Origin of the sequence: Paraburkholderia caballeronis (genome assembly GCF_900104845.1) — a bacterium.
Taxonomy (GTDB): Bacteria; Pseudomonadota; Gammaproteobacteria; order Burkholderiales; family Burkholderiaceae; genus Paraburkholderia; species Paraburkholderia caballeronis.
In genome coordinates this window covers 3,086,041-3,100,010 of sequence record NZ_FNSR01000001.1, presented here as the reverse complement: position 1 = coordinate 3,100,010, position 13,970 = coordinate 3,086,041, and the positions used below count along the sequence as shown (strand labels likewise).

At 69.1% G+C, this 13,970-nt stretch carries 16 protein-coding genes; 6 read left to right on the top strand and 10 right to left on the bottom strand.

Annotation, left to right across the window (positions count from 1 at the left end; all coding sequences use genetic code 11):
- Positions 1–232 precede the first annotated feature (232 nt).
- Positions 233–1,291: a sigma-54 interaction domain-containing protein gene (locus BLV92_RS13840; protein ID WP_090545755.1), complete on the bottom strand. Its 1,059-nt coding sequence runs from the start codon at positions 1,289–1,291 to the stop codon at positions 233–235.
- Positions 1,292–1,472: 181 nt separating this feature from the next.
- Entirely contained in the window at positions 1,473–1,736 is a 264-nt protein-coding gene (locus BLV92_RS31560; RefSeq protein WP_143040683.1) for a hypothetical protein, read from the bottom strand.
- Positions 1,737–1,755: 19 nt separating this feature from the next.
- On the opposite strand from BLV92_RS31560, the gene BLV92_RS13835 reads away from it, so the two are divergent.
- The 5 genes from BLV92_RS13835 to otsA all read left to right on the top strand — a co-directional run bounded on the left by BLV92_RS13835 (position 1,756) and on the right by otsA (position 6,085).
- Positions 1,756–2,046 carry a hypothetical protein gene (locus BLV92_RS13835; RefSeq protein ID WP_090547082.1) on the top strand — a complete coding sequence of 97 codons (291 nt, stop codon included), beginning with the start codon at positions 1,756–1,758 and terminating at the stop codon, positions 2,044–2,046.
- 344 nt (positions 2,047–2,390) lie between these two features.
- Entirely contained in the window at positions 2,391–3,782 is a 1,392-nt protein-coding gene (locus BLV92_RS13830; RefSeq protein ID WP_090545753.1) for a sigma-54-dependent transcriptional regulator, read from the top strand.
- Between the two features lie 143 nt (positions 3,783–3,925).
- Positions 3,926–4,198 carry a hypothetical protein gene (locus BLV92_RS13825; RefSeq protein WP_090545750.1) on the top strand — a complete coding sequence of 91 codons (273 nt, stop codon included), beginning with the start codon at positions 3,926–3,928 and terminating at the stop codon, positions 4,196–4,198.
- 61 nt (positions 4,199–4,259) lie between these two features.
- Positions 4,260–4,481: a hypothetical protein gene (locus tag BLV92_RS13820; RefSeq protein ID WP_090545748.1), complete on the top strand. Its 222-nt coding sequence runs from the start codon at positions 4,260–4,262 to the stop codon at positions 4,479–4,481.
- 179 nt (positions 4,482–4,660) lie between these two features.
- Positions 4,661–6,085 (top strand): alpha,alpha-trehalose-phosphate synthase (UDP-forming), encoded by a 1,425-nt coding sequence (otsA, locus tag BLV92_RS13815; RefSeq protein ID WP_090545746.1) that lies wholly within the window; start codon positions 4,661–4,663, stop codon positions 6,083–6,085.
- Between the two features lie 317 nt (positions 6,086–6,402).
- On the opposite strand, the gene BLV92_RS13810 is transcribed toward otsA, so the two are convergent.
- From BLV92_RS13810 to BLV92_RS13775, 8 genes are all read right to left on the bottom strand, one after another.
- Positions 6,403–7,812 (bottom strand): MFS transporter, encoded by a 1,410-nt coding sequence (locus tag BLV92_RS13810; protein ID WP_090545744.1) that lies wholly within the window; start codon positions 7,810–7,812, stop codon positions 6,403–6,405.
- Positions 7,813–8,043: 231 nt separating this feature from the next.
- Positions 8,044–8,547 (bottom strand): YbhB/YbcL family Raf kinase inhibitor-like protein, encoded by a 504-nt coding sequence (locus BLV92_RS13805; RefSeq protein ID WP_090545742.1) that lies wholly within the window; start codon positions 8,545–8,547, stop codon positions 8,044–8,046.
- 224 nt (positions 8,548–8,771) lie between these two features.
- Positions 8,772–9,221 (bottom strand): very short patch repair endonuclease, encoded by a 450-nt coding sequence (locus tag BLV92_RS13800; RefSeq protein ID WP_090545741.1) that lies wholly within the window; start codon positions 9,219–9,221, stop codon positions 8,772–8,774.
- Positions 9,222–9,239: 18 nt separating this feature from the next.
- Entirely contained in the window at positions 9,240–10,577 is a 1,338-nt protein-coding gene (gene dcm, locus BLV92_RS13795; RefSeq protein WP_177197998.1) for a DNA (cytosine-5-)-methyltransferase, read from the bottom strand.
- 161 nt (positions 10,578–10,738) lie between these two features.
- Complete coding sequence (locus BLV92_RS13790; RefSeq protein WP_090545737.1) at positions 10,739–11,035, bottom strand: hypothetical protein; 297 nt, start codon at positions 11,033–11,035, stop codon at positions 10,739–10,741.
- Between the two features lie 170 nt (positions 11,036–11,205).
- Complete coding sequence (locus BLV92_RS13785) at positions 11,206–11,478, bottom strand: hypothetical protein (protein WP_090545735.1); 273 nt, start codon at positions 11,476–11,478, stop codon at positions 11,206–11,208.
- 97 nt (positions 11,479–11,575) lie between these two features.
- Positions 11,576–12,622: a tRNA 2-selenouridine(34) synthase MnmH gene (gene mnmH / locus BLV92_RS13780; protein ID WP_090545733.1), complete on the bottom strand. Its 1,047-nt coding sequence runs from the start codon at positions 12,620–12,622 to the stop codon at positions 11,576–11,578.
- Between the two features lie 56 nt (positions 12,623–12,678).
- Positions 12,679–13,068, bottom strand: a complete 390-nt coding sequence (locus BLV92_RS13775; RefSeq protein ID WP_090545732.1) for a hypothetical protein — start codon at positions 13,066–13,068, stop codon at positions 12,679–12,681.
- Between the two features lie 179 nt (positions 13,069–13,247).
- On the opposite strand from BLV92_RS13775, the gene BLV92_RS13770 reads away from it, so the two are divergent.
- Positions 13,248–13,766: a GNAT family N-acetyltransferase gene (locus BLV92_RS13770; RefSeq protein WP_243842580.1), complete on the top strand. Its 519-nt coding sequence runs from the start codon at positions 13,248–13,250 to the stop codon at positions 13,764–13,766.
- The last annotated feature ends 204 nt before the right edge of the window (positions 13,767–13,970 follow it).

Here is a 13,970-nt window from a genome sequence, read left to right as displayed (position 1 = left end):
GCGAACGGCGTCGCGCGGCGACGCGGACCCGTTGGCACCGGAGAACTTCGTTCTGGCATTTTCCTGTTCCGGCTACTTGCGCTCGACGCCGCTCGTGGCTGGCGTTCGCGCGATTCTCGTGCTGCGGATTGTGCAGGATGGGTTCGCGCAAGGGGATAGGGAAAATGCAAGAAATTGCAAAACATCGTGCGTGGTGCGGCGTTATCTGGCATCGCCGCACCCGTTCGCACGATCACGCGTCGTCGCGCGGCACCGTCCCATCGTCGTCGAGCGCGTCCTCGGTGCCGTACGCGCCGAGCCGGTTGTACAGCGTCTTCAGGCTCACGCCGAGCGTGCGCGCCGCGAGCCGCTTGTCGCCGCCGCAATATTTGAGCGTGCCGAGGATGATCTGCTTCTGCGCGTCGGCGAGCGGCGTGCCGATCCATACGCTCATCGAGTCGCCCTGCATGACCGGTTTTTTCACGCGTGACACGAGTTGCGGATGCGCGATCTCGACGACCTTCTCCGCGAGAATGAACGCGCGATACACCGCGTTCTTCAGCTCGCGCACGTTGCCGGGCCACGACCAGCTGCGCAGCGTTTCGAGCGCGCGCTTGCTGAACACCTTGCGCGCGCCTTCCTGCTCGTTCAGCTCCGTCAGGAAAAGCTGCGCGAGCAGTTCGCGGTCGCGGTCGCGCTCGCGCAGCGGCGGCGCGCGCAGCGGAAACACCGCGAGCCGGTACATCAGGTCTTCGCGCAGGCGGTTTTCCTTCACCGCGATGGCCGGGTCGCGGTTCGTCGCGGCCACGATCCGCACGTCGCCGCGAATCGGCTCGCTGCCGCCGACGCGGAAGAACTCGCCGGTTTCGAGCGCGCGCAGCAGCTTCACCTGATGCAGCGGCGACATCTCGGTGATCTCGTCGAGAAACAGCGTGCCGCCGTGCGCGTGTTCGAAGTGGCCCGCGCGGCCTTGCACGGCGCCGGTGAAGCTGCCTTTCTCGTGGCCGAACAGTTCGGCCTCGATCAGTTCGTCGGGGATCGCGCCGCAGTTGACCGCGACGAACGGCCCGTCGTGACGCGCGCCCAGTTCGTGGATCGTGCGCGCGATCAGTTCCTTGCCGGTGCCCGATTCGCCCACGATGAGCGCGGTCGCGTCGGTGACGGCGACGCGTTCGATCTGCGCGTAAAGGTCCAGCATCACCGCCGACGAGCCGTACAACAGGCCGTACGACTGTAGGCCCGCGACGCGCGCTTCGGCCGCTCGCGCATCGTCTCGCGTGGCGGCCGGCGGTTCCAGCCCGATTGACGCCATAGGGATTTCGTCCTGCAAAGTGTTCTGCTGTCCGCGCGCGACCGGGGTTCGGTTCGCGCGCGGGCGGTGTTCGGCATGGCCGCCCAGGACTGGCGCGAGCGGGTGCCGCGCCGACGGCCGCGTTAATCTCATAAACATTTAACCACTGCCGCGCGTCGCAGGGCAATGGACGCGCCGCGCGTCACGCCGGCTCAAGGGCGGTGGAGGTCTGCAATCGATGCAGGTTCCGCGCGGGCCGCGTGGCCATCGCGGGGTCGCCGCGCGGGCGCGGCACCGGACGGATTACAGCACGTCGCGGCGGTTTTCGTGCGGCGCGCAAGAAGTGCGCCCGGCTGGCACGTCGCATGCTGCGGAACTTCAGGTCCGCGAAATCGATCGACGAGGGATGGCCCGCGGCGATGCCGCCATCCGGCGTCTCGGACGCGGTGTCGATCCGTTGTCGCAAACGCACTCGGGAGAGCGAAATGTCCAGACAAAAGAGGGGGCTGTTCAGTACGTTGGCGGCGGTGGGCGCGGTCGGCGCGGTGGCCGGACTCGCATGGCGCTGGGCGCAGCGGCATCGTGGCGCGAATGCGCTGCACCATCGCGACCTGAGCCGTTGGGAAGGCGAGGGCGGCGCGCTCGCAGCGTCGGGCCAGAGCGCGCCGCAGAACGGCGCGCCCGCGCCCGCGAAGCCGCTGGAGCCGGCCTCGCCGGAGATGACGAACGGCGCGACGGCGACCCCGTGGCCGTTTCCGCACGGCACGCGGCACTGACCCGGATCGCGCGGGTTGCCGATCGGTACGGGGACCGACCGCTAGCCGGCGGCGAGGACCGACCGTAGGGCGGGGCTTTATGCCCAAGCCTGTGAACAACGCGCCGGCTTATCGCGAATATGTCTATAATGGATATATTCACAACAATCATGGTTCGGCCTGCATTCCGGTAGCGACATTGTTGCGTTGGTGAATCCAATGCGAGTGTGCGCCGGTTTGGCCCGCAGTCCGATCCGTTTCGTACTCCACGACAGCGCAAGCCGATGCGCCGCCCGAACCGGCGGCGCGGGGCGGTTTCTGCGCCGCGCGTGGAGCCATTCACCTTTCCAGGCTGACGAGACGCGATGCCACATGTATTGATTGTCGATGACGACGCGGGCACCCGCGAGGCGCTGGCGGCGGTGGTGGGCAACGACGGGTTGACCACCGCGCTTGCCGGCGACCTGCGCGAGGCGCGCATCCAGCTCGTGCGGCAGACCCCCGACGTCGTCTTCACCGACCTGAAGCTGCCGGACGGCAGCGGCATGGACCTGTTCGAGGATCTCGATCCGCGCTCCGGCGTCGAGGTCGTCGTGATCACCGGTCACGCGACCGTTGAAACCGCCGTCGAGGCGCTGAAGTCGGGCGCGACCGACTACCTGGTGAAGCCGATCAACCTGCAGCGCGTGAAGGCGATCCTGAACCGGATGCCGCGCGCGGGCGACCTGAAGGCCGAAATCGGCACGCTGCGCGGCGAATTGCGACGCATGGGCCGCTTCGGGCTGATGCTCGGCAATTCGTCGGCGATGCAGGAGGTCTACGACCAGATCAGCCGCGTCGCGCCGACGGCCGCATCGGTGATGCTGGTCGGCGAGTCGGGCACCGGCAAGGAAGTCGCCGCGCAGACGGTTCATCAGTTGAGCCTGCGCCGCAAGCACGAATTCCTCGCCGTGAACTGCGGCGCGATCTCGCCGAACCTGATCGAGTCGGAGATGTTCGGCCACGAGCGCGGCTCGTTCACCGGCGCGGACCGCCAGCACAAGGGCTATTTCGAGCGCGCGAACGGCGGCACGCTGTTTCTCGACGAAATCACGGAAATGCCGATCGAGCTGCAGGTGAAGCTGCTGCGCGTGCTCGAAACCGGCATGTTCATGCGCGTCGGCACGACGAAGGAATTCGAGACCGACGTGCGGCTGATCGCGGCGACGAACCGCGATCCGGAACAGGCCGTCGCCGACGGCAAGCTGCGGCTCGACCTGTATCACCGGCTGAACGTGTTCCCGATCAGCCTGCCGCCGCTGCGCGAGCGCGGCAAGGACGTCGAACTGCTCGCACAGGCGTTCCTCGACGAACTGAACGAACGGCACGGCACGCGCAAGCAGTTCCCGCCGGCCGTGCACGAGATGCTGCTCACGTATCCGTGGCCCGGCAACGTGCGCGAGCTGAAGAACTACGTGCAGCGCGCGCACATCATGTCGGGCACCGACTCCGACCTGACCGCGACGGTGCCGATGCAGATTTCGCTGTCGAAGCCGGCAGCCGGCAATGCGGTGACGATTCCGTTCGGCACCTCGCTCGCGGACGCCGACCGCCAGTTGATCCTCGCGACGCTGGAGCAGTGCGGCGGCGTGAAGACGCGCGCGGCCGAGATCCTCGGCATCAGCCTCAAGACGCTGTACAACCGGCTCGTCGAGTACGGCAACGAGTCGGGCAAGAGCGGCGCGCCGGATCATCCGGAGTCGCGCGCGAGCGCGTAGCGCGTTCGCGCAAAGAGAAGCGGACGGGCGCGGCGGGCCGGCAGGCTGCCGCGCGCGATCGGACCGGAGCGCCGCTGCGCGCGCCCGGCGGCTGCGGTACAGCGTTTGCGCGTTGCAGGCATGGACGCAACGAGGAGCCTCAGATGCCGCTCTGCAGAACGACCGACGCCGCCGACCGCCTGCGCGTGTGGCGCGCGCATACCCCGCAACCCGACGATCCCCCACCGAACGAACCCGGCGAGCCCGACGCGCCGCCGATCGGCGATCCCCCGCCCGAGCCGGGCGAAGTGCCGCGCTCGGTGGCGCGCCGCAGCGTGCAACTTGCGGACCCACGCCGCTCCGTGTTCACACATTTTATGTACTTGTTACAAAGCGGTCGCAGTTTTTACCGGCATTTTGGCGCATCGAACACCTAGACTATTCAAACGCCGCTGCGCTTCGACGCGCGGCAGCGGCCTTCCCCTTGGAGGGAGCGAGATGAGACACCCTGCATTGCGCCGCTCGGCGCGTCATTCGGGCAAGCGCGGTCCGCGCGACGGCGACCAGAAGGCGGGCGGCCCGCCGCCGGTCGCGCCCGATCCGGCCGCGCAGAATCGCCCGGCGCCGGGCATTCCGCCGGATGGCGAGCACAACCAGGGCGGTGCGCGGGCGGAAGGGCTCGATTACCAGCGAGACCTGGGGTCCGAACAGGACGCGTGAATCGCGGCCGCCGGCAGGCGGCCCGGCGTCGATAACAGGCAGTGCGAAGGGACGCGGACACGGCTGTCCGTGCGGAGGCGGTCGCGCGCGGTCGCCGCGTGCCGGTATCCGCAAGGCATGGGTCTTGCATACAACGAATCGGCAACGTCCCTACGCAACGAAACAGGAGGTATAGCCGCATGGGCAGACTGATCGTGGTATCGAATCGCGTAGCGCCGACCCAGGAAGGCCGGCCGGCCGCGGGCGGCCTTGCGATCGGCGTGCTGGACGCGCTGAAGGAAACGGGTGGCGTGTGGTTCGGCTGGAGCGGCGAGACCGTTTCGGAGCCGACCGCGCCGGTGATCGAGCAGCAGGGCAGCGTCACGTACGCGACGGTGGGTCTGACCCGGCGCGACTACGACCAGTACTATCGCGGCTTCTCGAACACCACGCTGTGGCCGACCTTCCATTACCGCAACGACCTCGCGCGCTACGAGCGCCAGGAGTACGGCGGTTATCTGCGCGTGAACGTGACGCTCGCGCGCCAGTTGAAGCCGCTGATCCAGCCCGACGACATCATCTGGGTTCACGACTATCACCTGCTGCCGTTCGCGCGCTGCCTGCGCGATCTGGGCGTCAAGAATCCGATCGGTTTTTTCCTGCACATTCCGTTTCCGGTGCCGGAAGTGCTGCGCTCGGTGCCGCCGCACGAAGAACTGATCAAGTTCATGTGCCATTACGACGTGGTCGGCTTCCAGACCGACGCGGACCGCCAGGCGTTCCTCGACTACATCGAGCGCGGCGGCCACGGCACGTCGAGCGAGGACGGCATGGTCCACGCGTTCGACCGTTTCCTGAAGGTCGGCACCTATCCGATCGGCATCTATCCGGACGCAATTGCGAAGGCCGCCGCGCAGTACAGCGACCGCAAGGCAGTCCGCAGCCTGCGCGAAGCGATGCGCGGCCGCAAGCTGATCATGAGCGTCGACCGGCTCGATTATTCGAAGGGGCTCGCCGAGCGTTTCCAGGCGTTCGAGCGGCTGTTGCAGAACGGGCCGGGCTGGCATGGCCGCGTGTCGCTGCTGCAGATCGCGCCGCCGACCCGCTCCGACGTGCAGACGTACCAGACGATCCGCCGCAACCTCGAAGGCGAGGCGGGCCGCATCAACGGCCGCTTCGCGCAGCTCGACTGGACGCCGATCCAGTACCTGAACCGCAAGTACGAACGCAATCTGCTGATGGGGCTGTTCCGGCTGTCCCAGGTCGGTTACGTGACGCCGCTGCGCGACGGGATGAACCTCGTCGCGAAGGAATACGTCGCGTCGCAGGACCCGGCGGACCCGGGCGTGCTGGTGCTGTCGCAATTCGCGGGCGCGGCCGAGCAGTTGCCGGGTGCGCTCGTCGTGAATCCGTACGATCTGTCGCAGACGGCCGAGGCGCTGGAGCGCGCGCTGTCGATGCCGCTCGCCGAGCGCCAGGCGCGGCACGCGGACATGATGGCGTCGTTGCGCGAGAACAATCTGTCGGTGTGGCGCGATACGTTCCTCGCGGATCTGCGCAGCGTCGCGACCGCGGCGTCGGTGACGGCGAAGGCCGCGAAGCTCGTGCAGGCGAAGGCGGCGTGACGGTGGCGATGCGCTTCTGGAGTGTCGTCGTATCGAGCGACGTCCGGTAAGCGCGCGGGCCGGTTGCCTCTGGTCTGCAAGCAAACGCGGCGGCCCAAAGGCCGCCGCGTTTGCGTTTACCGTCGCGCGAGGGCTTGATCGACGGGCGCTGCCGTTGTGAGCCGTTATGCAGCGATGGGTTCTTCAATCACGTCGGTTCACTGCGCGGTCAGCACCGCCGCCGCGCGCCGCACCGTCCGCCGTTGAACCTCCACGCAATCGCATCGCGCCCGCCCAGCGACCCCCTTCGAGCGCCGAGCTTTTCCACGCGCTTACCCCTACGCGCGCGCCACGCTCCCAGGCATCAGCCGCATCATGCTGACCACCGCCGCGACGATCGCGAACGCCGCCGCGAGATACAGCGCGATCGTCGGCCCGTGCTGCGGCGCGACGCCGAAGATCAGCGCGACGAACGCCGCGCCGAGCGTCTGCCCGGTGAGCCGCGCGGTGCCGAGCATCCCGCTCGCGCCGCCGCTGCGCTCGCGCGGCGCGGCCGACAGCATCTGCCGGTTGTTCGGCGACTGGAACGTGCCGAAGCCCGCGCCGCACAGCGCCATCCGCCAGCAGATGTCGAACGCGGTCGGGTTCGCGCCGAGCGTCGCGAGCGACAGCAGCCCCGCCGCGAACAGCGTCAGCCCGATGCCGCCGAGCATCCCGGCCGGGTAGCGGTCCGACAGCACGCCCGCGAGCGGCGCCGCGCCGACGATCACGAGCGGCCACGGCGTCATCAGCAGGCCGGTCTGCACCTGCGACAGTCCGAGCGTCTCCTGCAACAGGAACGGCAGCGACACGAACGCGAGCATCTGCGCGCAGAACGAGCACACCGACGTGCCGATCGACAGCGCGAACACCGGAATCCGCAGCAGATCGACCGGCAGCAGCGGCGCGGGCTGCGTCAACTGGCGGCGCACGAAGAACCAGCCGATCACGGCCGCCGCGATCAGTTCGCCCGCGACGAGCGCGCGCCGCTCGCCGTGGCCGAGGCCGTCCACCGCGAAGATCACGAGGCCGAACACGAGCGCGTTCATCACCGCGCTCAGGTAGTCGTACGGCGCGCGATGCGGCGGATTGACCGGCAGCGCGCGCACGCCGAGCGCGAACGCCGCGACGCCGATCGGCACGTTGACCGCGAACAGCCAGGGCCACGACGCGACCGACAGCACGCCGGACGCGATCGTCGGCCCGAGCGCCGACGCGATCGCGACGACCATCGCGTTGATCGCGACGCCGCGTCCGAGGTGCTGGCGCGGGTAGATCATCCGTACGAGCGCGGTGTTCACGCTCATCACCCCGGCCGCGCCGAGGCCCTGGATCATCCGCGCGAGCGCGAGCATCGGCAGCGACGTGGACAGCGCGCAGCCGAGCGACGCGAGCGTGAACAGCGCGAGCCCGCCCAGATACACGCGGCGGTAGCCGATGCGGTCTCCGAGCGACGCGAGCGGCAGCAGCGAGATCGTCACCGACAACTGGTACGCGTTGACGATCCAGATCGAGCCGGCCGCGCTCGCGCGCAGATGGCGCGCGATCGTCGGCAGCGCGACGTTCGCGATCGCGCTGTCGAGCACCGCGAGCGTGACGCCGAGCGCGACGACGACGATCGCGTGATACCGCTGCGGCAGCGGCAGGCCGGCGTCGGCGGCGGCGCCGGCGGGAGGGGCGGAGGTGTCCGGGGAAGCTGAGGTGTGCATCGTTGCTGGAGCCGGCCACGCGCCGCCATGCCGATGCGTGGTGGCGCGGTGGTGCGGCCGATGTCGTTGTCCGTTCGTGCGCGGCTCCGTGGAGGCCGCGTGTCCCATGTCGTTCGATTGTTGTTCTGCGCGCGCCGGGCCTGTTCGCGGTTTATGCCGGCTGGCCGGCCCGGCGCGCGGCGAACCGCGTCTGCGGCGGCTCGCGGGAGGTTGCGTCCATCAATTCATCGATCACTTCAGTTCGTACAGCCCGACGTAGGTGGTCGAGTCGAGTTCGTTCAGATGCGTCATGAAGCGTGCGATCGCGTTCGTCGTGTCCGCGGTGACCGGCAGTTGCGCGACCTTCAGCGCGTGCACGCGGAAGATGTAGCGATGCGGCCGGTCGCCTCGCGGCGGCGCGGCGCCGCCGAATCCGACGAGCCCGTAGTCGTTGCGCAGTTGCACCGCGCCGCGCGGCAGCAGGCTGCCGTCGGCCTTGCCCGCGTTGCGGGCGAGCGAGCGCACGTCGGGCGGAATGTTCACGACGACCCAGTGCCAGAAGCCGCTGCCGGTCGGCGCGTCGGGGTCGTAGACGGTCAGCGCGAAGCTCTGCGTGTCGTCGGGCGGCGCTTCCCATTGCAGCGCCGGCGAGATGTTGTCGCCGTCGACGCCGAAGGCCCGGTCGTCGAATTCCTGGGCCTTCGGCATGAAGCCGTTGCCCGGAAAGTCGTCGGACCACAGTCGGAAATCAGCCATCGGTTGCCTCCGTCGCGGATGGTTCTTCGGGATGGTCGGGCGCGCCCGGCGGCGCTGCGGGATCAGCGATCGAGTGTATCACCGCGTGCGTGGGCCAATGGGCGTGTCCGGCCGGCGCGCGGCATGAGGTGCGTCATGACGCGCGCAATCCTCGACGCAATCCGGACCTGCCATGCGGGGGCCGCGCGCGGCTTGGGCGCAGTCACGCGCGGGCCGCCGGCGCGTCACGCGCGCGCTTCGAACCACGCGGACGCGCCGTCCTTCAGCCACGCGTCGAGCCGTTCGACGACCGCCTGCGGATCGCGATCCGCTCCGCGCAACGCGCATTCCCAGATCACCGCGACGCGCCAGCCGCGCGCGGCCAGCGCGGCGAGCGCCCTGGCGTCGTTGGTGCGGTTGCGCGAGATCTTCTCGCGCCAGAACTCGGCGCGCGTCTGCGGCCATTTGAACAGCGCGCAGTTGTGGCCGTGCCAGAAGCAGCCGTGCACGAACACGATCGCGCGATAGCGCGGCAGCACGATGTCGGGCCGGCCCGGCAGGTCGCGCGCGTCGATCCGGAAGCGGAAGCCGCGCCGGTGCAGCAGGCTGCGGATCAGGATCTCGGGTTTGGTGTTGCGGCCGCGAATGCCGGACATCATCCGGCTGCGGGTCGCGGCGTCGACGACATCGACCATCGCGCGGGCCTCGCGAAGTCAGGCCGTCTCCGCGGCCGGCTGCGGAGGAGCGGCGATGACGGTCGTAACAGGGGCGGGGGCGAGGTCGGTATCGGCGCGCGCGTCGCGCCGCGTCGCCGCGAGCAGATGCGGGACCATCGTGCGCGCGACCTCGCGCATCACCGGCATCACGACGCTGTTGCCGAACTGCCGGTATGCCTGCGTGTCGCTGACGGTGATCCGGAACGTGTCCGGCAAGCCCATCAGCCGCGCGCATTCGCGCGGCGTCAGGCGGCGCGGGCGCAAGCCGTCGCCCTGGTGCACGAGGATCTCGGAGCCGTCCTTGTGATACCGCGCGGACAGCGTGCGCGTGACGCTGTCCGGATACGCGAGCCCGAAGCCGAAGCCGTTGCCGGCCGCGCGATGCTTGTCGGCGTATTGCTGGAGATACGTCCACAGCCCCGGCGTCAGCGTGTATTTCGGCTGCACCCGGCGCGCCGCGTGGTCGAAGAAGCGGTCGCCGTCCCACGGCAGCAGCGGCTCGCCGCCGTCGGCGCGGTGCAGGATCGCGCCGAGTTTCGGGCCGTCGGACGGCAGCCGCAGGTCGTCCCACGAGAACGGCGCGGGCTCGCGAAAACCGACGATGATGATCCGCTCGCGATGCTGCGGCGTGAAGTGCCGCCCGTCGATCACGCGGTAATGCACGTCGTAGCCGAGTTCGTCGCGCAGCACCTGGAGGATCACGTCGAACGTGCGGCCGCGGTCGTGCGACATCAGGTTCTTCACGTTTTCGAGCAGGAACGCGGCCGGGCGCTTTGCCGCGATGATCCGCGCGACGTCGAAGAACAGCGTCCCCTGGGTCGTGCATTCGAAGCCGTGCGGGCGGCCGAGCGCGTTTTTCTTGCTGACGCCCGCGATCGAGAACGGCTGGCACGGAAAACCGGCGAGCAGCACGTCGTGGTCCGGCACGTCGGCGGCCGGCAGCGCCGTGATGTCGCCGACGAACGGATGCCCGTCGCCGTGGTTCTCCAGATAGGTCTTTTTCGAATACGGGTTCCACTCGCTCGTGAACACGCATTCGCCGCCGTGCGCGTCGAAGCCCATGCGGATGCCGCCGATGCCGGCGAACAGGTCGACGAAGCGAAAGCGCGCCGGCTGCCGCGCCGCGCCGCCGCCGACCCGCAGCAGTTCGCGCAGCGCGGGTTCGAGCATCGCGGGGCAGGGCGTCTCGCCTTTTTCCCAGCGACGCACGGTCTTCACGTCCTTGCCGACGTGCTCGGCAATCTGCCGCTGGGTGAAACGCTTGCGTGCCTGCTTCAGCAGGTCTGTCGGTTGGGCCGTGGGCACGGAATCCTCGCTGGGTGTTTTGGCGGACATTATGACCGATCGCCGCCCCGCGTTCGCAGCGAACGCGACGCGCAGCGGGAAAACGGGTCAGCGGGAGCACGCAACGGGAACCCGCGCGGCGCGGCGAGCGCACGCGGAAAAGATCAGGACACGCGGCCAGCCCGCTTCGCAGCGGCCGGTCGCCCGTCGCTTCAGCGACCTTCGGCCGAGCCGCCGGCCGACTTCGGCGGTGCGCCGGCGTTGGCCGCGCGCCGCTCGAAGTCGTCGAGCAGCAGCAACAGGCTGTCGATTTCGCCGAGCTGGCCCTTGCCGACGAGCCCGCTGTCGAGCAACTGATACAGCCGCTGACGCCAGTACGGCGCGGGCAGGATCGGGCCGCCGAGATCGCCGTTCAACGACAGCGGCATCACGCGGCGGATGTGCGCGATTTCCTGATCGATGAGGCTCGACGCCAGCGCGCCGGGCGGAAGTGGGACCTTCGAATCCATAAGACAGGATTACGGCTGCATGGCCGCGTTCTTGAGCAGCGTGGTTGAGCAGCGATCCGACGCCCGTGCTGCGCTTTCTGCACGCGCTACACGCGAGAACTACATTCGCGCGCGCACGACGATGCCGGACGTTGCCGGCGCCTCGCGCGCCGCCTCCGCCGGCCGGCCTTTCATTCCGCCTGCGGCGGCGCCGCGCGTTGCGGTTGCGCGGCGCCTTCGAGAAAGCGCCGCGTTGCCTCGAACGATTGCAACATCTGTTCCGGCCACGGCGATTGCAGCATCACGGCCTGGTGATTCTCGAACGCCGAGTTCAGCAGCTTCGACAGTTCCGGCGAGTTCAGGTGGCGCAGCAGCACGCTGACCGCGATCGCGGTGGCCTGGCTCGCGCCGGCGGTCTGGAGTTCGGACGCCGTGAGCGCCGCGATCTGCTTGTTGATGTCCATGGGTGTCGATCCGGGTGAAGTAGCGGGAGGTGAAGAACAGGATACCGCGCGCCGCCGATGCAAACGGCGCGCGGCTTTGTTGCGGCGCGGCGGCCGTTCAGCCGGCGCGTTCGAGCAGCCTGCGCGCCTGCTCGGGCACGTCGTCGGCGGTCGGGCGGAACGCGAAACGCAGCGCATCGGGCAGCCGCGCGAAGTGCTTCGCGGTGCTGCGCGCATACGCGGGGTCGTAGTGCCGGTCGATCAACTGCTCGAACAGTTCCGCGCGACGGCCTTCGTCGAGCAGCCGATGCCATTCGGCGATCCGCGCGCGGCCGTGCAGTTCGGTCAGCTTCGACAACTGCGCGCGAAACGCGTCGGCGTCGTCAAACAGGTGGCCGTAGTCTTCCAGCAGCAGGCGGATGCGCTCGTCGTGCGCGGTGTCGACCTGGATGCAGGCGCCGCGATGGATCTCGTCGGTCAGCGCGAGCGGCAGCGCGATCGCGCCGATGCGCCGGCTCTCCGCCTCGACGAACACCGGCTGTTTCGGATCGAAGCCGCGCAGCGTCGTCACGAGCGCGGTGTCGAACGCCTTCTGCGACGGCTGCGGTTCGCCGGGCAGCGTGCCGAGCAGCGAGCCGCGATGCGCGGCCAGCGCCTCCAGGTCGAGCGTCTGCGCGCCGGCCGTCGCGAGCGCGTTCAGCAGGCGGGTCTTGCCGCTGCCGGTGTGGCCCGCGAGCACGTTGTAGCGGAACGCCGACGGCAGCGTGGCGAGCGCATCGACGACGCTGCGCCGCCAGCTCTTGTAGCCGCCGTCGAGCTGCCGCGCGCGCCAGCCGATCAGGTTGAACCACGTCGTCATCGAGCCGGAACGCTTGCCGCCGCGCCAGCAGTAGATCAGCGGCCGCCACTCGCGCGGACGGTCCGCGAACGTCGTTTCGAGATGCCTGGCGATGTTGTGCGCGACCATCGCCGCGCCGACGCGGGTTGCCTCGAACGGCGACACCCGGTGATACATCGTGCCGACGATCACGCGTTCCTCGTTGCTCAGCACGGGCGCGTTCAGCGCGCCCGGAATGTGATCCTCCGCGTACTCCAGCGGGGTCCGCACGTCGACGATCTCTTCGAAATCGGCCAGACGGTCGAGGGTGACGAGCAGCGGGTTCAAGGTCGGGACGTCCCGGACGCGGGTGGGCGTCACTGTGTGGCGAAGCGGCGATTATCTCACGCGGGTGCGGACGGTTCCGGACGGCCCGCGCGGTGCGCATGTTCGGCTTCGTCGCGCGAGCCGCGGCGGTCCGCGCCGCTTACTTCACGCCGAACCGCCTGCGCATGAAGTCCACGTAATCCTGGTCGTCCAGCGTGCGGCGCGCGGACCGGGTAGCACAGCCGGTCGGTGCCGTCGGCCGTCGCGGCATAGACGACCTCCGCGACGTCGCGCGCGGTCTGCGACGCCGCGCCGATCATCGCCGAGAACGCCGCGCGCATCCGCTCGACGAACGGCCGGCAGTCGTCGAGGCCGCTCAGGTCCGGCATCGCGGCGGCCGCGCGCGCGGCGATGCTTCGCGCGAATCGAGCCCGGAAACCGGCCGATATGCCGCGCAACGTGTGCATACGCATCGATCGGGAAACTCGCGCCACCCCCCGCGCTTTTACGACATTTTTTCTTGTGGCGCGCGGGGCGCGATTCTAGACTGCGGATCACCTGAACTTCAGGACCCGCCATGCCGACACCACACGCAGCGTTTCGCGACGACACTCCGGTTTTTCATCATCAGCCCGGTATCGGCCGGATGGTGCTGCGGCGTTTCGATCCGCGACGCGATTCGTGGGAGCGGCTGACGATGCTGCTGCATCGCGCGTTCGCATCGCTCGCGGCGGGCGGCCTGCACTGCGAGTCGGCGGACCAGCCCGCGAGCGTCACGCGCCAGCGCGCGCTGGCCGGCGACTGCTTCGTTGCATTGTGCAACGGCCGGGTGATCGGGACGATGACGCTCGAAGCGCGCGACCCGCAATCGCCGTGCGAGCACTACCGGCTGCGCGGCGTCGCGACGCTGCATCAGTTCGGCGTCGAGCCGTCGTGGCAGAGCCGCGGCATCGGCGCGGCGATGCTCGCGTTCGCCGCGCGCTGGGCCGCGACGCACGGTTACGCGCAACTCGCGCTCGATACGCCGTTCCCGGCCGCGCATCTGCTCGCGTTCTATCGCGCGCAGGGTTTCGCGCTCGTCGACGTCGTGCAGTTCGCGGGGCGCGGCTACGACAGCGCGGTGTTCAGCAAGCCGACCGGCGTCGAGTTGCGCAGCGTCGGCTGATCCTTTCTCTCCGCAGTCCGTCTTGCGTCGCTGCATGCCGCGCACGCGCGGCTCGTTGGCGCGCGTGTCGCCCGGTCGCCGGCGTTTTCCCTCCTTCTGAAGCGCCTTCAGCGCTCGCGACGCGTCGCGCGTATTCCCCCGGCGTTTACGCGTTTTTTACACGCGCCCCCCGGTTTTTGTCACGACTTTTATCCGAATTTTCTT

What these genes read in the sequence shown, in the direction of transcription:
- BLV92_RS13840 (WP_090545755.1), bottom strand. Translation starts at nt 1,291, where the DNA reads ATGGCGTCAATCGGGCTGGAACCGCCGGCCGCCACGCGAGACGATGCG.
- BLV92_RS13835 (WP_090547082.1), top strand. Translation starts at nt 1,756, where the DNA reads ATGTCCAGACAAAAGAGGGGGCTGTTCAGTACGTTGGCGGCGGTGGGC.
- BLV92_RS13830 (WP_090545753.1), top strand. Translation starts at nt 2,391, where the DNA reads ATGCCACATGTATTGATTGTCGATGACGACGCGGGCACCCGCGAGGCG.
- BLV92_RS13825 (WP_090545750.1), top strand. Translation starts at nt 3,926, where the DNA reads ATGCCGCTCTGCAGAACGACCGACGCCGCCGACCGCCTGCGCGTGTGG.
- BLV92_RS13820 (WP_090545748.1), top strand. Translation starts at nt 4,260, where the DNA reads ATGAGACACCCTGCATTGCGCCGCTCGGCGCGTCATTCGGGCAAGCGC.
- otsA (WP_090545746.1), top strand. Translation starts at nt 4,661, where the DNA reads ATGGGCAGACTGATCGTGGTATCGAATCGCGTAGCGCCGACCCAGGAA.
- BLV92_RS13810 (WP_090545744.1), bottom strand. Translation starts at nt 7,812, where the DNA reads ATGCACACCTCAGCTTCCCCGGACACCTCCGCCCCTCCCGCCGGCGCC.
- BLV92_RS13805 (WP_090545742.1), bottom strand. Translation starts at nt 8,547, where the DNA reads ATGGCTGATTTCCGACTGTGGTCCGACGACTTTCCGGGCAACGGCTTC.
- BLV92_RS13800 (WP_090545741.1), bottom strand. Translation starts at nt 9,221, where the DNA reads ATGGTCGATGTCGTCGACGCCGCGACCCGCAGCCGGATGATGTCCGGC.
- dcm (WP_177197998.1), bottom strand. Translation starts at nt 10,577, where the DNA reads ATGTCCGCCAAAACACCCAGCGAGGATTCCGTGCCCACGGCCCAACCG.
- BLV92_RS13790 (WP_090545737.1), bottom strand. Translation starts at nt 11,035, where the DNA reads ATGGATTCGAAGGTCCCACTTCCGCCCGGCGCGCTGGCGTCGAGCCTC.
- BLV92_RS13785 (WP_090545735.1), bottom strand. Translation starts at nt 11,478, where the DNA reads ATGGACATCAACAAGCAGATCGCGGCGCTCACGGCGTCCGAACTCCAG.
- BLV92_RS13775 (WP_090545732.1), bottom strand. Translation starts at nt 13,068, where the DNA reads ATGCACACGTTGCGCGGCATATCGGCCGGTTTCCGGGCTCGATTCGCG.
- BLV92_RS13770 (WP_243842580.1), top strand. Translation starts at nt 13,248, where the DNA reads ATGGTGCTGCGGCGTTTCGATCCGCGACGCGATTCGTGGGAGCGGCTG.